At 62.4% G+C, this 19,720-nt stretch carries 19 protein-coding genes; 16 read left to right on the top strand and 3 right to left on the bottom strand.

The genetic code is table 11. The features are described 5' to 3' along the window. Positions 1–14: 14 nt before the first annotated feature. Complete coding sequence (locus ACILRC_RS03955; RefSeq protein WP_395668047.1) at positions 15–512, bottom strand: NUDIX hydrolase; 498 nt, start codon at positions 510–512, stop codon at positions 15–17. A 525-nt stretch (positions 513–1,037) separates the two neighbouring features. On the opposite strand from ACILRC_RS03955, the gene ACILRC_RS03950 reads away from it, so the two are divergent. The 4 genes from ACILRC_RS03950 to ACILRC_RS03935 all read left to right on the top strand — a co-directional run bounded on the left by ACILRC_RS03950 (position 1,038) and on the right by ACILRC_RS03935 (position 5,699). Then, positions 1,038–2,168 (top strand): Re/Si-specific NAD(P)(+) transhydrogenase subunit alpha, encoded by a 1,131-nt coding sequence (locus tag ACILRC_RS03950; RefSeq protein WP_395668046.1) that lies wholly within the window; start codon positions 1,038–1,040, stop codon positions 2,166–2,168. A 27-nt stretch (positions 2,169–2,195) separates the two neighbouring features. Then, a complete protein-coding gene (locus ACILRC_RS03945; protein WP_395668045.1) occupies positions 2,196–2,525 on the top strand; it encodes an NAD(P) transhydrogenase subunit alpha in 330 nt (109 codons plus the stop codon). Further along, positions 2,522–3,946 carry an NAD(P)(+) transhydrogenase (Re/Si-specific) subunit beta gene (locus tag ACILRC_RS03940; RefSeq protein WP_395668044.1) on the top strand — a complete coding sequence of 475 codons (1,425 nt, stop codon included), beginning with the start codon at positions 2,522–2,524 and terminating at the stop codon, positions 3,944–3,946. Before ACILRC_RS03945 ends, ACILRC_RS03940 begins: the two co-directional genes overlap by 4 nt. A gap of 79 nt (positions 3,947–4,025) precedes the next feature. Further along, complete coding sequence (locus ACILRC_RS03935; protein WP_395668043.1) at positions 4,026–5,699, top strand: long-chain-fatty-acid--CoA ligase; 1,674 nt, start codon at positions 4,026–4,028, stop codon at positions 5,697–5,699. A 61-nt stretch (positions 5,700–5,760) separates the two neighbouring features. On the opposite strand, the gene corA is transcribed toward ACILRC_RS03935, so the two are convergent. Both corA and ACILRC_RS03925 read right to left on the bottom strand, forming a co-directional pair. Beyond that, positions 5,761–6,747 (bottom strand): magnesium/cobalt transporter CorA, encoded by a 987-nt coding sequence (corA, locus tag ACILRC_RS03930; protein WP_395668042.1) that lies wholly within the window; start codon positions 6,745–6,747, stop codon positions 5,761–5,763. 155 nt (positions 6,748–6,902) lie between these two features. Then, positions 6,903–7,919, bottom strand: a complete 1,017-nt coding sequence (locus ACILRC_RS03925) for an AI-2E family transporter (RefSeq protein WP_395668041.1) — start codon at positions 7,917–7,919, stop codon at positions 6,903–6,905. A 136-nt stretch (positions 7,920–8,055) separates the two neighbouring features. On the opposite strand from ACILRC_RS03925, the gene ACILRC_RS03920 reads away from it, so the two are divergent. The 12 genes from ACILRC_RS03920 (at position 8,056) to ACILRC_RS03865 (ending at position 19,697) form a co-directional block, all read left to right on the top strand. Beyond that, the gene (locus tag ACILRC_RS03920) at positions 8,056–9,282 is read left to right on the top strand and encodes an MFS transporter (protein ID WP_395668040.1); all 1,227 of its coding nucleotides are present in this window, start codon (positions 8,056–8,058) and stop codon (positions 9,280–9,282) included. Positions 9,283–9,466: 184 nt separating this feature from the next. Further along, entirely contained in the window at positions 9,467–9,796 is a 330-nt protein-coding gene (gene hpf / locus ACILRC_RS03915; protein ID WP_395668039.1) for a ribosome hibernation-promoting factor, HPF/YfiA family, read from the top strand. Positions 9,797–9,868: 72 nt separating this feature from the next. Beyond that, positions 9,869–10,336: a PTS sugar transporter subunit IIA gene (locus ACILRC_RS03910; RefSeq protein WP_395668038.1), complete on the top strand. Its 468-nt coding sequence runs from the start codon at positions 9,869–9,871 to the stop codon at positions 10,334–10,336. Between the two features lie 27 nt (positions 10,337–10,363). Further along, complete coding sequence (gene hprK, locus ACILRC_RS03905; protein WP_395668037.1) at positions 10,364–11,311, top strand: HPr(Ser) kinase/phosphatase; 948 nt, start codon at positions 10,364–10,366, stop codon at positions 11,309–11,311. Between the two features lie 65 nt (positions 11,312–11,376). Next, a complete protein-coding gene (locus tag ACILRC_RS03900; protein WP_395668036.1) occupies positions 11,377–11,928 on the top strand; it encodes an outer membrane protein assembly factor BamE in 552 nt (183 codons plus the stop codon). Positions 11,929–11,961: 33 nt separating this feature from the next. Next, positions 11,962–12,765, top strand: a complete 804-nt coding sequence (dapB, locus tag ACILRC_RS03895) for a 4-hydroxy-tetrahydrodipicolinate reductase (RefSeq protein WP_395668035.1) — start codon at positions 11,962–11,964, stop codon at positions 12,763–12,765. Further along, a complete protein-coding gene (locus ACILRC_RS03890) occupies positions 12,762–13,430 on the top strand; it encodes a MotA/TolQ/ExbB proton channel family protein (RefSeq protein ID WP_395668034.1) in 669 nt (222 codons plus the stop codon). The genes dapB and ACILRC_RS03890 overlap by 4 nt, the downstream gene beginning before the upstream one ends. Continuing rightward, positions 13,427–13,873, top strand: coding sequence for an ExbD/TolR family protein (locus ACILRC_RS03885; RefSeq protein WP_395668033.1), 447 nt, complete (start codon positions 13,427–13,429; stop codon positions 13,871–13,873). The genes ACILRC_RS03890 and ACILRC_RS03885 overlap by 4 nt, the downstream gene beginning before the upstream one ends. Before the next feature lie 74 nt (positions 13,874–13,947). Beyond that, complete coding sequence (leuS, locus tag ACILRC_RS03880; protein ID WP_395668032.1) at positions 13,948–16,686, top strand: leucine--tRNA ligase; 2,739 nt, start codon at positions 13,948–13,950, stop codon at positions 16,684–16,686. A gap of 9 nt (positions 16,687–16,695) precedes the next feature. After that, positions 16,696–17,247 (top strand): LPS assembly lipoprotein LptE, encoded by a 552-nt coding sequence (gene lptE / locus ACILRC_RS03875; protein WP_395668031.1) that lies wholly within the window; start codon positions 16,696–16,698, stop codon positions 17,245–17,247. A 3-nt stretch (positions 17,248–17,250) separates the two neighbouring features. Next, a complete protein-coding gene (gene holA, locus ACILRC_RS03870) occupies positions 17,251–18,399 on the top strand; it encodes a DNA polymerase III subunit delta (protein WP_395668030.1) in 1,149 nt (382 codons plus the stop codon). A gap of 17 nt (positions 18,400–18,416) precedes the next feature. Continuing rightward, the gene (locus ACILRC_RS03865; protein WP_395668029.1) at positions 18,417–19,697 is read left to right on the top strand and encodes a glutamate-5-semialdehyde dehydrogenase; all 1,281 of its coding nucleotides are present in this window, start codon (positions 18,417–18,419) and stop codon (positions 19,695–19,697) included. The last annotated feature ends 23 nt before the right edge of the window (positions 19,698–19,720 follow it).

Below are 19,720 nucleotides of genomic sequence, written 5' to 3'. Positions count from 1 at the left end.
CTAGACGGCGCCGTTTATAGAAAAATCGAAGGGTCCGCGCTGAGCAGATCGAGGGGGAAGCGCTGCCCCCGCAGATGGTCTTCCATGCATTGCAAAAGCAACGGACTGCGGTGACGGTGTGCATTTTGGCGTAGCGCATCGGGTGGCAGCCATATGGTGCGCACAATGCCTGTATCGAGTGGACGTGTTGCGTCGTGGTCGCCCAAGACGCCGCAAAACGCAAAGCGCAGGTAGGTGATGTCTTGGACCGTGCCGGATGCCTCTGGCGTTGCAAGAAGCCGCTGAAAACGCGCCAGGTACACGCCTACCAAGGCGGTGGGGGTGAATGCGAAGCCCGTTTCCTCCAGCGTTTCGCGCACACAGGCTTGCACCAGCGACTCGCCCGGCTCCAGGTGCCCTGCCGGGTTGTTCACGCGCAGGCCCTCGGGAGTGTGCTCTTCGACCAGCAGGTACTGGCCGCCGTGTTCGATCACTGCGGCCACGGTGACGCTGGGTGTCCATCGCGGGTGCATGCGCCATTATGGTGGTGGCGCAGCGATGCCAACCGGGGCGCAAGCCGCTAGTCCCAGCGCATATCTTGGAACTTCACACCGACGCAGGTCATGGGACAGGGAGGCAGATACGCAGAGGGTGTGCTGCGATCGGAGGCGGCGCAAGCTGCTTGGTTGGCGCATGGCGTGGCAGTGGCGACAACGATGACAGTGGCATCGGCGGCTGCTCGCAGTTGGGGGGTGGGTGGTCGGGTTGTAGGTGCACTTAGGGTCTGCATCGTGGGGTCCTGCGGTGGGTGTGCGGTGTGGTGTTTGGTCGGGACGCGCTCAAATTGCGGTGGTGCGGCAAGCGAGTGATTGGGCGGCCCACGCCGTCCGCCATTACAGGGAGGGCCGTCCGCACCCACCCACGCAACTGTTTGCCAACGAACGCATTGCTGCCCTTGTCGGGTGCGCCGGTGTGCGTTGGCTTGGGGTTTCAACCGGGACGAAGCCTGCGCAAACTCATGTAAGCTCCATGGAAGATTTCCAATGAAGGAGTGCGCAATGCATATTGGTGTACCTGCCGAAACGGCGGCAGGCGAAACCCGGGTGGCCGTGACGCCGGAAACCGCCAAGAAGCTCAGCGCCCAGGGCCACACGGTTCGGGTGCAGTCCGGTGCCGGGGTGGCCGCCAGCGTGACCGATGCGGCCTACGCTGCGGCCGGCGCCGAAGTTAGCGACGCCCCGGGCGCCCTCGGCTGTGACCTGGTGCTCACCGTACGTCCCCCCGAGCAGTCGCAGCTCGCACTGATGCGACCAGGTACCACGCTGGTGGGCATGCTCAACCCCTTTGACGCGCCGGGCCTGCAGCGATTGGCTGCAGCCCAGCTCACTGCATATGCCCTGGAGGCGGCTCCGCGCACCACGCGGGCGCAAAGCATGGACGTGCTCTCCAGCCAGGCCAACATTGCGGGCTACAAGGCGGTCATGATCGCCGCAGACAAGTACCAGCGGTTTTTCCCGATGCTGATGACCGCCGCCGGCACCGTGAAGGCGGCGCGGGTCGTGATCCTGGGCGTGGGCGTGGCCGGGCTGCAGGCCATTGCAACAGCCAAGCGCCTGGGCGCGGTGATTGAGGCATCCGATGTGCGCCCCAGCGTGAAAGAACAGGTCGAGTCGCTGGGCGCCAAGTTCATCGACGTACCGTACGAAACCGCCGAGGAAAAAGAGGCGGCTGTGGGTGTGGGCGGGTATGCCAAGCCTATGCCGCAGAGCTGGCTGGACCGGCAAAAGGTCGAAGTGGCCAAGCGAGTGGCGGCAGCCGATGTGGTCATCAGCACCGCGCTGATTCCCGGCCGGGCGGCGCCCACCTTGATCACCCCTGAGATGGTGCAATCCATGAAGCCGGGCTCGGTCATCGTGGACTTGGCTGCGGGCAAAGGCCCAGGCGGTGTGGGCGGCAATTGCCCGCTGTCCGAGGCCGATCGCACTGTGGTCAAGCATGGTGTCACCATCGTGGGCGAAACCAACTTGGCCGGCCTGGTGGCTGCCGACGCCTCGGCTCTGTATGCGCGCAATGTGCTCGATTTTCTCAAGCTCATCATCGACAAGGAAGGTGCCTTGCACCAAGACCTCAACGATGACATCGTGGCCGCCTGCTTGATGACCCATGCCGGCGATGTCCGGCGCAAGTAAATCCCCAACCTAGGAAGGAGCGACGCCATGGAAGTCGTATCGCATACCGTAACCAACCTCACGATTTTTGTGCTGGCAATTTATGTCGGGTACCACGTTGTCTGGACGGTGACGCCGGCACTGCACACCCCTCTGATGGCGGTGACCAACGCAATTTCGGCCATTGTCATCGTGGGCGCCATGTTGGCCGCCGCCTTGACCGAAACCACGCTGGGCAAAACCATGGGCGTGCTGGCGGTGGTGTTGGCCGCAGTCAATGTGTTTGGTGGCTTCATGGTCACCCGCAGGATGCTGGAGATGTTCAAGAAGAAAGAGAAGAAGGCAGCGCTGCCCCAGGCCGACGGGAGTGCCCGATGAGCTTGGATGTCGTCACCCTGCTGTACCTTTTTGCCAGCGTCTGTTTCATTCAGGCACTTAAAGGGTTGTCCCACCCGACCACCTCGATTCGGGGTAATTTGTTTGGCATGGTCGGTATGGCGGTGGCCGTGCTGACCACGGCCGCCTTGATCATCAAGCTCTCGCCGGGCTCGGCCTATGGTTTGGTCTACGTCGTGGGCGCGCTGTTGGTGGGTGGCGTGGCTGGCACCGTGATGGCGCAGCGTGTGGAAATGACCAAGATGCCCGAGTTGGTCGCCTTCATGCACAGCATGATCGGCTTGGCCGCGGTGTTCATTGCAGTAGCGGCAGTGGCCGAACCCTATGCTTTTGGGATTGTGGCCAAAGGCCTGCCCATTCCCCTTGGCAACCGCCTGGAGCTGTTTTTGGGTGCCGCCATTGGTGCCATTACTTTCAGTGGCTCGGTAATCGCGTTTGGCAAGCTGTCGGGCAAGTACAAGTTCCGCCTGTTTCAGGGTGCGCCGGTGCAGTTTTCCGGGCAGCACGCACTCAACTTGGTGCTGGGACTGGCGATGGTGGGCCTGGGGCTGGTGTTTACTTTCACCGAGAACTGGACCGCGTTTTTTGCGATGCTGGCGCTGGCCTTTGTGCTGGGCGTGCTGATCATCATTCCTATTGGTGGCGCTGACATGCCGGTGGTGGTGTCCATGCTCAATAGCTACTCCGGCTGGGCGGCAGCGGGCATTGGCTTTAGCTTGAACAACGCGATGCTGATCGTGGCTGGCTCGCTGGTGGGTAGCTCGGGGGCGATCCTGAGCTACATCATGTGCAAGGCCATGAACCGATCCTTCTTTAACGTGATTTTGGGTGGATTTGGTGGCGATGCAACGTCAGCGCAAAGCGGCTCAGCGGTTCAGCGCTCGGTCAAGAGCGGCAGTGCGGACGACGCCGCCTTTGTGTTGGGCAATGCCGAGACGGTAGTGATTGTTCCTGGGTATGGCTTGGCAGTGGCGCGTGCGCAGCATGCCGTCAAAGAGCTTGCCGCCAAGCTCACCGAGAAGGGCATCACCGTCAAGTACGCGATCCATCCGGTGGCCGGGCGCATGCCGGGCCATATGAACGTGTTGCTCGCCGAAGCCGAGGTGCCGTATGACCAGGTGTTTGAAATGGAAGACATCAACGGCGAGTTTGGCCAGGCTGACGTCGCCATCATTCTGGGCGCCAACGACGTGGTGAACCCGGCAGCGCACACCAAGGGCAGCCCGATTTACGGCATGCCGATCTTGGAGGCCTACAAGGCAAAAACCATCATCGTCAACAAGCGCTCGATGGCAGCGGGCTATGCCGGATTGGACAACGAACTGTTTTACATGGACAAAACCATGATGGTGTTCGGCGATGCAAAGAAGGTTGTTGAAGACATGTGTAAGGCCATCGAATAGGTAACCAGCAGCCACGTTTAGGTGCGCCAGGGCGCACCAAGGCGGCTGCTCACAACGAAATCAAGCAGGAGACAAGACCATGACAGACCGTGTTTGGCTCAAGAGTTACCCCGAGGGCGTTCCCTCTGATATTGACCCCGGCGCCTATCCTTCACTGATCGCACTGATGGAAGAGGGCTTCACAAAGCATGCGAATCGGGTGGCCTACAGTTTCATGGGCAAAGACGTCACCTACGCCAGCACGGATGCGCTGAGCAACCAGTTCGCTGCGTACTTGCAAAGCCTGGGGCTAGCCAAGGGCGACCGGGTTGCGATCATGATGCCCAATGTGCCTCAGTACCCGGTGGCAGTGGCGGGCATCTTGCGCGCGGGGTACGTGGTGGTCAATGTCAACCCCCTGTACACACCGCGTGAGTTGGAGCACCAACTCAAGGACTCGGGAGCCAAGGCGATTGTCATCATTGAAAACTTCGCGACCACCTTGGAGAAGTGCCTGCCGGCCACGCCGGTCAAGCACATTGTGCTGTGCAGCATGGGTGACCAACTGGGCTTGATCAAGGGCGCGTTGGTCAACTATGTGGTGCGCAACGTCAAGAAAATGGTGCCCATGTTCGAGCTGCCTACTGCGGTGCGCTTCAACGACGCGCTGGCCATAGGCGCCAAAGGCTCGGTGCGCAAACCGACGATCTCTGCAGACGATGTGGCGGTATTGCAATACACCGGCGGCACCACTGGGGTGTCCAAAGGCGCGGTGCTCTTGCACCGCAACCTGATTGCCAACGTGTTGCAGTCTGACGCCTGGAACAGCCCGGCCATGCGGCGCATACCAGAGGGCGTCCAGCCGGTGAGTGTCTGCGCCTTGCCGCTGTACCACATCTTCGCGTTCACCATCGGCATGATGCTGACCCTGCGCACCGGTGGCAAGCTCGTCTTGATTCCCAATCCGCGGGACCTGCCCGCCGTGCTCAAGGAGCTTTCCAAGCACACCATCCACAGCTTCCCGGCGGTCAATACTTTGTTCAATGGTCTGGCAAACCACCCCGACTTCAACAAGGTGGACTGGAGCCATCTCAAGGTGTCGGTCGGGGGCGGTACTGCAGTGCAAAGCGCGGTGGCCAAACTCTGGTTCGAAAAGACGGGCTGCCCGATTTGCGAAGGCTATGGTTTGAGCGAGACCTCGCCCTCGGCCACCGGAAACCCGGTCACGTCCACCGCGTTCACCGGCACGATCGGCGTGCCCTTGCCGAGCACCTACCTTAAGTTGCTCGACGACGAAGGTGTGGAGGTTGGGCCAGGGCAAAGCGGCGAAATCGCCATCAAGGGCCCACAGGTGATGGCTGGCTATTGGCAGCGGCCCGACGAGACGGCCAAAGTCATGACGCCCGACGGCTACTTCAAGTCGGGCGATATCGGTGTGGTCGACGAGCACGGTTTTTTCAAGATCGTGGACCGCAAGAAGGACATGATTTTGGTCAGTGGCTTCAATGTGTTTCCAACCGAACTCGAAGACGTGGTGTCCCAGTTGGCTGGCGTGATGGAATGCGCCTGCGTGGGCGTGGCCGATGCCAAGACCGGCGAGGCGGTGAAGCTGGTGATCGTCAAGAAAGATCCCAACCTCACCGAAGCCGATGTGCGGGAGTTCTGCAAGGAAAACCTTACCGGCTACAAGCAGCCCAAGATCGTCGAGTTCCGCACTGAGCTGCCCAAGACGCCCGTGGGCAAAATTTTGCGCCGCGAGCTGCGCGACAAATAAAGCCCGCCGCCGACTACGACGTCGCAGGCCATCACGGTGCAGGCTTGTGGCCCTGCGCTGGCTACTTGAGCCAGCCGCGCTTGCGGAAGTACCACATCGGCACCAAGGCGCTGCACAGCATCAGACCGACGGCGTAGGGGTAGCCCAGCGACCAATCGATCTCAGGCATGTACTTGAAGTTCATGCCGTAAATGCTGGCGATCAAGGTGGGCGGTAAAAGCGCAACGCTGGCCACCGAGAAGATCTTGATGATCTTGTTCTGGTTGATGTTGATGAAACCCACGGTCGCGTCCATCAAGAAGTTGATCTTGTCGAACAGGAAAGCGGTGTGCGAGTCCAGTGAATCGATGTCACGCAGAATTTGCCGCGCCTCATCGAATTGCTCGGCATTGAGCATCTTGCTGCGCATCATGAAGCTCACGGCGCGCCGGGTGTCCATGACGTTGCGCCGGATGCGTCCGTTCATGTCTTCGTGCCGCGCAATGGCGCCCAGCACCTCGCCAGCCATCGCGTCGGTGACGTCGCCCGAGAGCACCTGCTGGCTTACTTTTTCCAGCGCATCGTAGATGCCTTCGAGCGTGTCGGCCGAGTACTCCGCATCGGCGTCGAAGAGCTTGAGCAAGACCTCCTTGGCATCTTCAATCAGTCCCGGCGCCCGCCGTGCGCGCATGCGCAACAGCCGAAACACGGGCACGGTTTCATCATGGATGGAAAACAGCACGCCTTTGCTTTTGAGCTCGTCATTGACCAAGTTCAGGATAAAGGCGACCCGCACCGTGTGCGGTTCGTCGTCGTCAGCGACCAAAAAGTCGCTGCGTATATGGACCTCGCCGTTGTCCTCGGCATAAAAGCGTGCGGACTCCTCGATGTCTTCGTCCATGGCGTCCTCAGGAATGGACAGGCCGTAGTACTGTTTGACCCAGCGCTTTTCTTCGGGCGTGGGGGATTCCAAATCGACCCAAATGGGCTGAAAGCGCGAGAGTTCTTCCAGCGACTCAATTTCCTCTTGGAAGAGGCGGCCGTTGGCAAGGGAAAAGATGTTGAGCATGGCTCACTCCCATGAATGGTTCATCTGCAGGGCAATGGGGTGGTGCCTTCAACCCCGCTGCAGTGGTGGGAGTTGAAAGCTACCGACTAGGGTAGGTTTCCAAGGAGCGTTCTCCAAAAGCCAAAGTGGACAAATTATCGCACCGCCGCGCGGTCCTACACCAAGCCCCGCGCGGCCAACTCGCTCTTGACATACGCGTAATACAAGGGCGCAGCCACCAAACCGGCCACCCCAAAGACAGCCTCGCCTGTGAACATGACCGCCAGCAGTTCCCAGGCCGCGGTGTTGGTGCGTTGGCCCACCACCCGGGCGTTGATGAAGTACTCGAACTTGTGGATTGCAATCAGGAATAACAGGCATGCGATTCCCACAGCGGGCGAGATGGAAACCCCGGCCAGGGTCATCACCCCGTTGCACAGCAGGTTGCCCACAATCGGTACCAAGCCGGCAAAAAATGTGAGCGCTACCAAGGCGCCGGCGTAAGGCATGGTCACGCCAGCAATGGGTAGCGCCACAAACAGAAACAGGGCGGTGCAGGTGGCGTTGAACGTCGCGATCCAAAACTGGGCCACCACGATTTGCCGGAAGGACGCAATGAAGTGGGTGCCCCGCTCGCGCATGGCCCGACGCAGAGGAGCCTCGGTGGGTCGCATGTCGCCCCCTGCGATCAGGGCGCCGACGATGAGCCCTACATACACCAGCAAGCCGCCGCGAAGCCCAGCGGTGCCAAATCCAGTCAGCGCGCGGGCTTGGGACTGCAAGTAGTCCACCAGCCACTGCTGTGCAGGCAACAGACCATCGGGCAGACGTGCTGCCAAGTCGGGCGGAAGCTTCTGCCGTATCTCCAACACCGTTGCGGCCAGGTAGTGCAACAGCGCCTGGTACTGGGCCACCGCCTCGAAGGCCATGCCGCGTGCATTGAGCACCAAGAGGGCCACACCCACCAAGGGCAACACAATCACGACACCAGCTGCCACCGGATGCCGCATGCGCATGCGCGCCCTGCGTGAGTGGGTCAGCGCGCGGGTGAACAGATAGCCAAGGCACACCGCCAGCAGGCCAGGCAGCAGGCTGTAGACCAGGCAGGCCAGCCCGGCGGTGCCAGCGAGCACATAGCTGGCGAACTCACTGCTGCGGGTGTGGGCGCGCGCAGTTGGCGCAGTGGGGGGCATGGAAGGGGTCACCAGGGGCTTTCGGTTCGGCGGCATCCGATACCGCAAGGCGGCACAGGCTATGATTTGCCGCTCGGGTCGGGACAGCGCGTATTTTGCGCGAATCTCTGTGCCTGGTTGGATTGCTGGCCCGCACGTGTCTACTACCCCCTCCCTCTCCCCCCGTCGCGAACTCTGGCTCTTGATGACGCTGGCTGGCATCCAGTTCACCAACATCCTGGACTTCATGATCATGATGCCCCTGGGGCCGCAGTTCACCCAGTTGTTTGGCATCAGCGACGCGCAGTTCGGCCTGCTGGTCTCCGCCTACACGCTGGCTGGGGGGCTCTCGGGTTTGATGGCCTCGTCTTACATCGACAAGTTTGGGCGCAAGCGCCTGATGCTGGTGCTCTACAGCCTGTTCGGACTCTCCACGCTGGCCTGCGGTTTGTCGGAGGGCTACGCCCAGTTGATGGCGGCGCGGGTGGCGGCGGGCATTTTTGGCGGGGTACTGTCCTCCTTGGCCCAAACCATCGTGGCAGACGTGGTCCCCTTCGAGCGGCGCGGCCGAGCCATGAGCGTTTTGATGACCTCGTTCTCTGTCTCTACCGTCGCAGGCGTTCCTTTGGGCCTGTTCGCGGCGGCCCACCTGGGTTGGCATGCACCCTTTATCGCTATTGCTGCCCTGTGCCTGGTGCTCACGGTGTTTGCTGCCGTGACCTTGCCCTTGCTGGACGGCCATCTCGCCGCAGGCGCCTCGGTGTCGGCATGGTCACGCATCCGACAGACCCTAGGCAACCACAACCACCAGCGTGCTTTTGTGCTGTCTGGCTTGCTCATGTTTGCCGGCTTCACGGTGATTCCGTACATCACGATTTATATGCAGACCAATGTGGGCCTGCGGCCCGATCAGATTCCCTACATCTACCTTAGCGGCGGGATTGCAACCTTGCTGAGCGCGCGCTGGGTGGGCCGGTGGACCGACAGCAAAGGCAAGTTCGAGATGTTCAGGATCATGGCCATCGCAGTGATGGTGCCCATGGTGGGCATTACCTTGATTCCAGCTGCGCCTTTGGGTGTGGCAATTGCAGTCAGTACCGTGTTTTTCATCTGCATGAGCGGGCGCATGATCCCTGGCATGGCGTTGCTGGCCTCGGCGGCCGATCCGGCGCTGCGCGGCACCTTCATGAGCTTGAATTCCGCGGTGCAGTCGGCCGCTATGGGCTTGGCAGCCATCGTTGGCGGCCTGCTGATTGGACGCGACGCCCAAGGTCTGGTGCACAACTACTGGATGGCAGCCTTGGTTGGGGCGCTTGCCAGTGGCTTGTCGGTCGTGGTGGCCAGCCGCGTGCAGATGCACCGCGGTCCAGCCCAATCGGCCTAATCTGCCGGGGCCCAGTTGGTGTTGCAAGTCCCCAGCATCGGTTGGCCGATTGCAGATAGCCATTGCAAACCGGTTTGTTCGGGCGCATAGTCAATCCCAGCACCGCAGGGCTCGCAAATTCCGGATGCCTGCGAACCGCGCGTTGCGTGTGCTTTTTCAACCCGACAGCAATTGGAGGCTTTTTATGAATTTGACGATCAGCGGTCACCATTTGGAAGTGACCCCGGCCCTTCGCAGTTATGTCACCACCAAGCTCGATCGCATCATCCGGCACTTCGATCAGGTGGTAGATGTGAAGGTGCTATTGACCGTTGAGAAGCAAAAGGAAAAGCAAAGGCGACAGCGAGCCGAATGCAACATCCACGTCAAGGGCAGCGACATGTTTGCCGAAAGCGCGCACGAAGACCTGTATGCGGCGGTTGATGATCTGGTTGACAAGCTCGATCGGCAGGTGGTTCGCTACAAAGACCGCGTGCAAGACCACCACCACGCAGCGCCCAAGCGGCTGATGTAAATCCCCAGCGCGCCAAGCCCCAAGCCGCCCATTTCGGGCGGTTTTTTTGTGTGCATAATCCGCCCCACTGCCATGAACCGACTCTCCAGCATCCTGTCGCCCGCCCAAGTCCTCGCGCAAGTCGAGGTCACGAGCAAGAAGCGTGCTTTTGAAGAAGCCGGCCTGCTTTTCGAGAACTTGCACGGCCTGAGCCGGGCCCTGGTCACCGACAGTTTGTTCTCGCGTGAGCGTCTGGGCTCCACCGGTCTGGGCCACGGGGTGGCCATACCGCACGGCCGCATCAAAGGCCTCAAAGCCCCCTTGGCAGCGGTGTTCCAGCTCAGCCAGTCGATTGGTTTTGACGCACCCGATGACCAGGCGGTGCGCTTGTTGATTTTTCTTTTGGTGCCCGAGGCGGCCACCCAAAAGCACCTGGAAATCCTCTCCGAGATGGCCGAAATGTTGAGCGACAGCGTCTTGCGTGAGCGGCTGGCCTCGACCACCGATTCGGCGCAGCTGCATAGCCTGATAGCGCTGTGGCAGTCCGACCGCCCCGCCTGACCCGCTTCGTTTTGCGGTGACGCAGCAGTGAAACCCACGGTCGTCAGCGCAGACGTTTTGTTCGAGGAGTTTCGCGGCCCACTGCAATGGGAGTGGGTGGCCGGCTTGGGTGCCTCCGAGCGCCGCTTTGACGAGGTCGCGGTGCGCGCGGCCCGTTCTGGCGCGGATCTGGTCGGTTACCTTAACTACATCCATCCTTATCGCGTGCAAATTTTGGGTGAGCGCGAGGTGGCTTACATCACCAGCGCCACGCCCGAAGACTGTGCCCGGCGCATCGCCCGCATCGTGACACTGGAGCCGCCGGTGCTGGTGCTGGCCGATGGCCAGACCGCCCCCGAAGCGCTGCTGTCCATGTGCGAGCGCGCACAGATTCCTATGTTCGCTACCCGCGAGTCGTCGGCCTTTGTGATCGATGTGCTGCGCGCCTACCTCTCCAAGCACTTTGCCGACCGACTCTCGATGCACGGCGTGTTCATGGACATCCTGGGCCTGGGGGTGATGATCACCGGCGAATCCGGCCTGGGCAAAAGTGAGCTGGGGCTGGAGTTGATTTCGCGCGGCAACGGCTTGGTGGCTGACGATGCGGTGGATCTTTACCGCATCAACCAAACCACGATTGAAGGGCGCTGCCCGGAGTTGCTGCAAAACCTGCTGGAAGTCCGCGGCATTGGCTTGCTCGACATCCGTGCCATTTTTGGCGAGACCGCGGTGCGCCGACGCATGCGGCTCAAGCTGATCGTGCACTTGGTCCGCCGTGAAACTCTGGAGCGCGAGTACGAGCGCATCCCCTACGAACCCCTGACCCAAGACGTGCTGGGCGTGGCAGTGCGCAAAGTGGTCATCCAAGTGGTTGCGGGCCGCAACATCGCCGTGTTGGTGGAGGCGGCGGTGCGCAACACGATTCTGCAATTGCGCGGCATCGACACCTACCAAGACTTTGTCGAACGGCACCGCAAGGCGATGGAGCAGGGTTAAGTTGCGCGCGCTCCCCAAGACCCGCCCGCTACAATCCCTGCACCGTTTTGTGAGCGTCTAAGCCCATGCACCAGCCCCATGTTTTCTCCTTTTTTCGCGCCGCCTTGTTGCTGGCGGTGGCGGTGTTGGCCGGTTGCGGGAGCCTGCCCAGTGTTCGCGGCGTGACCGCTGCCATCACCCCGTACCAGATCGACATGGTGCAAGGAAATGTGGTAACCCGTGAGCAGATGGATGCGGTGGCGGTGGGCATGCCCCGCGCCCAGGTGCGTGCCATTCTGGGAACGCCACTTCTGAGCAGCGTATTCCACGCGCAGCGCTGGGACTATGTTTTTTCTATGCGCCGCCAGGGCGAAGCGCTGCAGTCCCGCCGGGTGACGCTGTTCTTCAATGGCGACTTGCTCGAACGTGTCGAAGCCGATCAATTGCCCAGTGAGTCCGAGTTTGTGGCGGCACTGCGTGGATCCGGCCGCATTGGCAAACCGCCGCCGATGGAAGCCACTGAGCAGGCATTGCGCGAGTTTCCGCCGCCCAAAGTCGCCACCAACCCGGTGGTTGCGCCCCCCGTTGCGGGTTCGCCCGCGCAGGCTTATCCCCCCTTAGAACCAGTCCGCCCCTGAGCTTGGCGGTCGAACGTACAAGAGGTCGGCACCATGGCCCACAGAATCGCTATCGCCGGCGCGTCCGGCCGCATGGGGCAGACCCTGATTGAGGCGGTCCGCGCTGCTGACGATTGCGTGTTGGCCGGCGCACTCGACGTCGCCACCAGTCCCAGTTTGGGGCAAGACCCGGGCGCTTTTGCTGGCATGGTCACCGGCGTGCGCACCACCAGTGACTTGTCGCTGGGTCTCCAAGACAGCGAAGTGCTGATTGACTTCACCCGGCCCGAAGGCACCATGGCGCACCTGGCCGCGTGCCGCGCCATGGGTGTGGCACTGGTGATCGGTACCACAGGCTTCAGCGAGGTCCAAAAAGCGCAAATAGCTGAGGCCGCCAAGCACATTCCCATCATGATGGCGCCCAACATGAGCGTGGGCGTCAACGTCACCATGAAGCTCTTGGCCATGGCCGCCAAAGCCCTGCACACCGGTTACGACATTGAAATCGTCGAGGCCCACCACCGCCACAAGGTGGATGCCCCCTCGGGCACCGCCCTCAAGATGGGCGAGGTCATCGCACAGGCCCTGGGCCGCGACCTCAAAGATTGCGCAGTCTATGCCCGCGAAGGTGTGACCGGTGAGCGTGATCCCTCAAGCATCGGTTTTGCCACCATCCGGGGCGGCGACATCGTGGGGGACCACACGGTGCTGTTTGCAGGCACAGGCGAGCGCATCGAGATCTCCCACAAGTCCTCCAGCCGTGCTACCTATGCGCAGGGGAGCTTGCGCGCCGTGCGGTTTCTCGCGGGCCACCGGGCGGGCTTGTTCGACATGTTCGATGTGCTGGGCTTGGCATGAGCGCCTTCGATCTGCTATTTCGCGGCGACGCGGTCAGCACGGCTGTGGCCGTGGGTTTGTTGCTGATGTCAGTGGCGAGTTGGCTGGTTATCTTGTGGAAGGCCTGGATGCTGCAGACAGCGCTGGGTGACACCGCGCGCAGTACCGCGGCTTTCTGGCAGGCCAACTCTCTGGATGACGCGCTTGCCGTTTTGCGCGCCATGGACCGCGAGGCCTTGCTGCTGCCCGTCGCCGAGGCCGCTTGCACGCCACCAGTGGGTTTCTTGGCCAGCACGGCCGACCGCTCGCAACAACTCACCCGCGTGATGCGTGACGCCCTGCATCGCGTGCTGCGCCGGCTGCAATCGGGTTTGGTGCTCTTGGCCACCGTGGGTTCGGTGGCGCCTTTTGTCGGGCTCTTGGGCACGGTTTGGGGTATCTACCACGCGCTCATCGGCATCTCAGGGGCCGGCGCGATGACCATCGAGCAGATTTCCGGGCCGGTGGGCGAGGCTTTGATCATGACGGCCGCTGGCTTGGCCGTGGCCATTCCTGCGGTGCTGGGCTACAACATTCTGGGCCGCTTGGTGGCGCGCATCGAAACCGACCTCGACGGCTTCGCCAGGGACCTGCGGGGGCTGCTGCTGACGCAAACCCCGGTGTCGAGCAACCCAACCGCGGCATGAACGCACCCTCGGACGAGCCCTTTGGACGGCTCGGCCGCAGCCCGGCTGGCGCGCCCATGAGTGATATCAACATGACCCCGCTGATCGACGTGATGTTGGTGCTGCTGGTGATTTTCATCATCACCGCGCCGCTGATGGTCAGCGCCGTGCGGGTGGATTTGCCCAGGTCGGCCGCTGCTGCGCCGCTGCAGCGGCCGCCTATGTTGGAAGTCACCCTGGATGCCAACGGGCAGGTGCTGATCGACAACACAGTACGTGCGCCCGAGGCGGTGGCAACTGCCCTGCAGGCCGCCGCGCGAGTCAACCCCGACACCGAAGTGCGTTTGCGCGCCGATGCCACCGTGCCCTATGGCCGGGTGGTGGAACTCATGGGCCAAGCCCAGGCCGCAGGCTTGAGCCGCATTGCCTTCGTGGCCCAGCGGCCCGCTGCACCGTCCCAGTGAGCAGGCGGACGGCCTAAAATCGCCCGACGCACACTTCGAGTTATCCGCGGCTGCCAAGGCCGTGCGCCCTACCCATGCAAGACAAGTACCAGCACACCGATGTAGAAAAAGCGGCGCAAGCCCACTGGGCCCAGCCCCTGTGGGCCGGCCACAGCGCGTACCGGGTGCTTGAACACGCGCGCGATGCGCAAGGAACACAAAAGAAAAAGTTCTACGCCTGCTCCATGTTGCCCTACCCCAGCGGCAAGCTGCACATGGGGCATGTGCGCAACTACACCATCAACGACATGCTCACGCGCTACCTGCGCATGCAGGGCTTCAATGTGTTGATGCCCATGGGCTGGGATGCGTTTGGCCTGCCCGCAGAAAATGCCGCACTCAAGAACAAGGTACCGCCTGCCCAGTGGACCTTGGACAACATCGCGACCATGAAGCGGCAGATGCAGGCTCTGGGGCTGGCCATCGACTGGCAGCGCGAGGTCGCCACCTGCGACCCGTCGTACTACCGCTGGAACCAGTGGCTGTTTTTGAAGATGCTCGAAAAGGGCATCGCTTACCGCAAGACCCAGTTCGTCAACTGGGACCCGGTGGACCAGACGGTGCTGGCCAACGAACAGGTGATCGACGGCAAAGGCTGGCGCACCGGCGCGCCAGTGGAAAAGCGCGAAATTCCGGGCTACTACCTCAAGATCACCGACTACGCGCAAGAGCTTTTGGACTTTGTCCAACTCCCCAGTGGCGCCGACGATGGCGCGCCAACGCCAAGCCAGTCGCAGCGCCTGGACGGTTGGCCCGACCGCGTGCGCCTGATGCAGGACAACTGGATTGGCAAAAGCGAGGGCGTGCGCTTTGCGTTTACCCACCAGGTGCGCGGTGCCGATGGTGCCCTGATCGGCGACGGCAGGATGTACGTCTTCACCACCCGGGCCGACACCATCATGGGCGTCACCTTTTGCGCGGTGGCCCCTGAACACCCCTTGGCCATGCACGCCGCCGCGTCCAACCCGGCGCTGGCAGCCTTCATTGAAGCCTGCAAAGTGGGCGGCACCACCGAAGCCGAGTTGGCTGTGAAAGAGAAACTCGGCATGCCCACGGGTTTGCAGGTCACCCACCCGCTCAACGGCCACGCGATCGATGTGTGGGTGGGCAATTACGTGCTCATGGGCTATGGCGATGGCGCGGTGATGGGCGTGCCCGCCCACGATGCGCGCGACTTCGAGTTCGCCAAAAAGTACGGCCTGCGCATCGACGACGTGGTGCACATCGACGGTCTGAGCTATGACCACGCGGTGTGGCACGACTGGTACGCCGACAAGCAGCGCGGCGTGACGGTCAACTCCGACGTCTTCAGCGGCATGGGCTACCGCGAGGCGGTGGATGCCGTGGCGCACGCGCTGGCCGCCAAAGGCCTGGGCGAGAAAAAGGTCACGTGGCGTTTGCGCGACTGGGGCGTGAGCCGCCAGCGCTACTGGGGCACGCCCATTCCCATCATCCACTGCGAAGAGCACGGCGCGGTGCCGGTGCCCGAGAAGGACCTGCCGGTCGTCTTACCGCGCGACTGTGTGCCCGACGGCTCGGGCAACCCCTTGAACAAACACGAAGGTTTTCACGCTGGCGTGGTCTGCCCGGTGTGCGGCAAGGCCGCCCGGCGCGAGACCGACACCATGGACACCTTTGTGGACAGCGCCTGGTACTTCATGCGGTACTGCGATCCGGACAACACAGAGAAGATGGTGGCCGAAGGCGCCCAGTACTGGATGCCCATGGACCAGTACATCGGTGGCATCGAGCACGCCATATTGCACCTGCTGTATGCGCGCTTTTGGACCAAGGTGATGCGCGACCTGGGGCTGGTGTCGGTGGACGAGCCCTTCACCCATTTGCTGACCCAAGGTATGGTGCTCAACCATATCTACTCGCGCAGAGGCGAGAAGGGTGGCAAAGAGTATTTTTGGCCACACGATGTGGACGATCTGTTGGATGCCGGCGGCAAGGTCGTGGGTGCCAAGCTGAACAAGGCCGTGGGCGATTTGCCAGCTGGCACTGCCATCGACTACGAGGGCGTGGGCACCATGTCCAAGTCGAGAAACAATGGTGTCGACCCGCAAGACCTGATTGAAAAATACGGCGCCGATACCGCCCGTATCTACACCATGTTCACCGCGCCACCTGAGGCCACGCTGGAGTGGAACGATGCTGCGGTTGAGGGTAGCTACCGCTTTTTGCGACGCATTTGGGGCTTTGCCCATAAGCACGCCGATGCGCTGCGCAACGCCACCGCGCGCGACCTCAGCCAAGCGCCCTTGCGCACCGAGGCCAAGAAGCTGCGCCGCGAGTTGCATCTGGTGGTCAAGCAAGTGGGTTACGACTACGAACGCATGCAATACAACACCGTGGTGTCGGGCTGCATGAAGCTGCTCAACGCGCTGGAAGACTTCGCGTGGGATGGCAGCGATGGCGATGCCGCTGTGCGCTGTGAAGGCACATCGCTGCTGCTGCGCCTGCTCTACCCGGCGTGCCCGCACATTACCCATGCGCTGTGGACCGAGCTGGGGTTTGCCCAGGCTGTCGGTGACTTGTTGGATGCGCCCTGGCCGCAGGTCGACCCTGCTGCACTGGTGCAAGACACCATCGACTTGGTACTGCAAATCAACGGCAAATTGCGCGGCACGCTGACGGTGGCCGCCAACGCCGACAAGGCCAGCATCGAAGCTGCGGCCCTGGCCTGCGAGACCTTCCGCCACTTCGCCGCCGGTGCCCCGGCCAAAAAAGTGGTGGTGGTGCCGGGCCGCTTGGTCAACATCGTTCTTTGATTGGTAACTGTGTCCCATTGGCCCCTGCCTCGCACCGCCCGCGTTTGGCTGGGCAGCGTCTTGCTGGCCGGTGTTCTGGCGGGCTGTGGTTTCCAACTGCGCAGCACGCCCGCTTTGCCGTTTGACACCATTGCGGTGACCCCCGAGCGCGGCGCCGGCGTGGCCTCGGAGCTTGCGCGCTACTTCAGTGCATCGCTGCGGCCGGTGGCGGCCACCGGCGCGGCCGCGCCTGATGCGATTCTGGACATCGTACGCGAGCAGCGCGAGAAGCTGGTGGTGGGCGTCAACGCATCCGGTCAGGTGCGCGAGTACCAGTTGCGCTTGGCAGTTACCTTCAGACTGCGCACACCCCAGGGGCGTGAAATCATTCCCCCTACCGAGATCGAACAACGCCGCGAAATCAGCTTCAGCGAATCGGCAGTGCTGGCCAAAGAGGCGGAAGAGGTCTTGCTCTACCGTGACATGCAAAGTGAAGCGGTGCAGCAACTGCTGCGCAGGCTTTCCGCCGTCAAGCGTCTGGACGCTGTGCCCCCGGACGCCGCGCGGCCGATTGCGCCCTAGGCCATGCAGATCGCGCCACCGCAGTTGGCTGCGCACCTGCAGCGCGGACTCAAATCTTTGTACACCCTGTGCGGCGACGAACTGCTGTTGCGCCAGGAGGCGCTTGACGCCATCCGCGCGACGGCCCGCAGGCAGGGCTACACCGAGCGCAGCAGCCACACCGTGGCCGGTGCCCATTTTGACTGGAGCGAGGTGCTGGCCGCTGGCGGCAGCCTGAGCCTGTTTGCGGACAAGCAGCTGCTGGAAGTTCACATCCCCAGCGGCAAACCTGGCAAGGATGGAAGCGGCGCATTGCAGCAGCTAGCGCAAGCCGCGCAGGCTAACGACGCCTTGCTCACGGTGGTGTTGCTTCCGCGGATGGACAAAGCGTCCAAGGCGGCGGCCTGGTTCGCCGCGCTGGAAAGCTTTGGTGTCGTTGTGGAAGTGCAGCCCATAGAGCGCCAGGCCCTGCCGCAATGGATTGCGCAGCGCTTGGCGGCCAACGGCCAGCGGGTCGAACCCGGCGAGGCAGGGCAGCGCACGCTGCAGTTTTTTGCCGACCGGGTTGAGGGCAATTTGCTCGCGGCCCACCAGGAAATCCAGAAGCTCGCGCTTTTGTATCCGATTGCAAGCGCACCTGCGCTTGGCACGGATGCGGCAGGAGCAAGCGTGCTCACCTATGCGCAGGTGGAAAGTGCGGTGCTCAACGTTGCGCGCTACGACGTATTCAAGCTCTCCGAGGCGGTGCTGGGAGGCAAGCCTCTGCGGGTCCAGCGCATGCTCGACGGCCTGCAGGCCGAGGGCGAAGCCGAGGTGCTGGTGCACTACACCTTGGCCGAAGACATCCGCGCCCTCACTCGGGTCAAGCTGGCCATGGCACAGGGCCGGCCGCTGCCCATGGCGCTGCGCGAGCAGCGCATCTGGGGCGTGCGCGAGCGCTTGTTCGAGCGGGTGCTGCCGCGCCTCTCCGATGCCAACCTTGCGCGCTTGCTGCAAGACGCCCATGTTGTCGATGGCATCGTCAAGGGCCTTAAGCACCCTGACTGGCCCAGTTCGGGCTGGAACGCTTTGCACCGGTTGGCGCTTGCACTGTGTGCAGTGTGCGCGGAACGTGTGCCCGCTGCGGGCGGGCAGCGTGGTGCGAATCCCCAGCCCGCCGCGCGGGCGCAGTGATCTGCCAAAATCCGCGCATGAACGCGACTTCCATCACCGAATCCACCCACCTGCTGGGTGCGCAGGCCAAGGCGGCGTCCGCGCGGATGGCGCGGGCTTCGGCCGATGCCAAAAATCGTGCACTTCGTGCGTTGGCCGCGCTGCTGCGCCAAAGCACCGACGCGCTGCAATCGGAAAACGCCAAAGACATTGCACGGGCGCTAGAAGCTGGCCTGGCCGCGCCCATGGTGGACCGCCTCAAGCTCACGCCCAAAGTGATCGAGACCTGCGCCCAAGGCTGTGAGCAGCTTGCGGCCATGCCCGATGTGATCGGTGAAATCATCGGCATGAAACAGCAACCCAGCGGCATTCGCGTGGGGCAGATGCGCGTGCCCATTGGCGTGTTCGGCATGATTTTCGAGAGCCGCCCCAACGTGACGATCGAGGCCGCCAGCCTGTCCATCAAAAGTGGCAACGCCTGCATCTTGCGCGGCGGCTCCGAGGCGATTGATTCCAACAAGGCGCTGGCCGCACTGGTGCAGCAGGCGCTGAGCGACAGTGGCCTGCCTGCCCATGCGGTGCAACTGGTGCAAACCACGGACCGCGAAGTGGTGGGCCAACTCATTGCGATGCCCCAGTATGTAGACGTCATCATCCCGCGCGGCGGCAAGGGCTTAATTGAGCGCATCAGCCGCGAGGCCAAGGTGCCTGTCATCAAGCACTTGGATGGCAATTGCCATGTGTACGTAGACGACCCCTGCGATGTCGCCATGGCGGTGCGGGTGGCAGACAACGCCAAGACCCAGAAGTACAGCCCGTGCAATGCGGCCGAGAGCCTCTTGGTGGCGCAGGGCGTGGCGCCCGAGTTTCTTGCGCGCATCGGCCGGATTTACGCCGACAAGGGTGTGGAAATGCGGGTGTGTGAACGCAGCCGCGCTTTGCTGCGCAATTTGGACGGTGCCCAACTGACCGTCGCCACCGAGCAAGACTGGTACGAGGAGTACCTCGCACCCATCATCAGCATCAAGGTGGTCGACAGCGTGGACCAGGCCATTGCCCACATCAACCAGTACAGCAGCCACCACACCGACGCGATCCTCACCACCAACCATGTGCATGCGCAAAAGTTCTTGCGCGAGGTGGACTCCGCCAGCGTGATCGTCAACGCCAGCACCCGGTTTGCCGATGGTTTTGAGTACGGCTTGGGTGCCGAGATTGGTATCAGCACCGACAAGTTCCACGCCCGTGGCCCGGTGGGCATAGAAGGCCTGACGTCCCTGAAGTACGTGGTGCTGGGCGAAGGCGAAGTGCGCACTTGATTTTTGCGAATGCCGCTCCAGTT

This window comes from Rhodoferax sp. (assembly GCF_044236835.1).
In the GTDB taxonomy this organism is placed as follows: domain Bacteria; phylum Pseudomonadota; class Gammaproteobacteria; order Burkholderiales; family Burkholderiaceae_C; genus Allorhodoferax.
This window is presented reverse-complemented; position numbering and strand designations above follow the sequence as displayed.

Bases quoted from the DNA above. Each gene is read 5' to 3' on its own strand.
- ACILRC_RS03955 (WP_395668047.1), bottom strand. From the start codon at position 512: ATGCACCCGCGATGGACACCCAGCGTCACCGTGGCCGCAGTGATCGAA.
- ACILRC_RS03950 (WP_395668046.1), top strand. From the start codon at position 1,038: ATGCATATTGGTGTACCTGCCGAAACGGCGGCAGGCGAAACCCGGGTG.
- ACILRC_RS03945 (WP_395668045.1), top strand. From the start codon at position 2,196: ATGGAAGTCGTATCGCATACCGTAACCAACCTCACGATTTTTGTGCTG.
- ACILRC_RS03940 (WP_395668044.1), top strand. From the start codon at position 2,522: ATGAGCTTGGATGTCGTCACCCTGCTGTACCTTTTTGCCAGCGTCTGT.
- ACILRC_RS03935 (WP_395668043.1), top strand. From the start codon at position 4,026: ATGACAGACCGTGTTTGGCTCAAGAGTTACCCCGAGGGCGTTCCCTCT.
- corA (WP_395668042.1), bottom strand. From the start codon at position 6,747: ATGCTCAACATCTTTTCCCTTGCCAACGGCCGCCTCTTCCAAGAGGAA.
- ACILRC_RS03925 (WP_395668041.1), bottom strand. From the start codon at position 7,919: ATGCCCCCCACTGCGCCAACTGCGCGCGCCCACACCCGCAGCAGTGAG.
- hpf (WP_395668039.1), top strand. From the start codon at position 9,467: ATGAATTTGACGATCAGCGGTCACCATTTGGAAGTGACCCCGGCCCTT.
- ACILRC_RS03910 (WP_395668038.1), top strand. From the start codon at position 9,869: ATGAACCGACTCTCCAGCATCCTGTCGCCCGCCCAAGTCCTCGCGCAA.
- ACILRC_RS03900 (WP_395668036.1), top strand. From the start codon at position 11,377: ATGCACCAGCCCCATGTTTTCTCCTTTTTTCGCGCCGCCTTGTTGCTG.
- dapB (WP_395668035.1), top strand. From the start codon at position 11,962: ATGGCCCACAGAATCGCTATCGCCGGCGCGTCCGGCCGCATGGGGCAG.
- ACILRC_RS03890 (WP_395668034.1), top strand. From the start codon at position 12,762: ATGAGCGCCTTCGATCTGCTATTTCGCGGCGACGCGGTCAGCACGGCT.
- ACILRC_RS03885 (WP_395668033.1), top strand. From the start codon at position 13,427: ATGAACGCACCCTCGGACGAGCCCTTTGGACGGCTCGGCCGCAGCCCG.
- leuS (WP_395668032.1), top strand. From the start codon at position 13,948: ATGCAAGACAAGTACCAGCACACCGATGTAGAAAAAGCGGCGCAAGCC.
- holA (WP_395668030.1), top strand. From the start codon at position 17,251: ATGCAGATCGCGCCACCGCAGTTGGCTGCGCACCTGCAGCGCGGACTC.
- ACILRC_RS03865 (WP_395668029.1), top strand. From the start codon at position 18,417: ATGAACGCGACTTCCATCACCGAATCCACCCACCTGCTGGGTGCGCAG.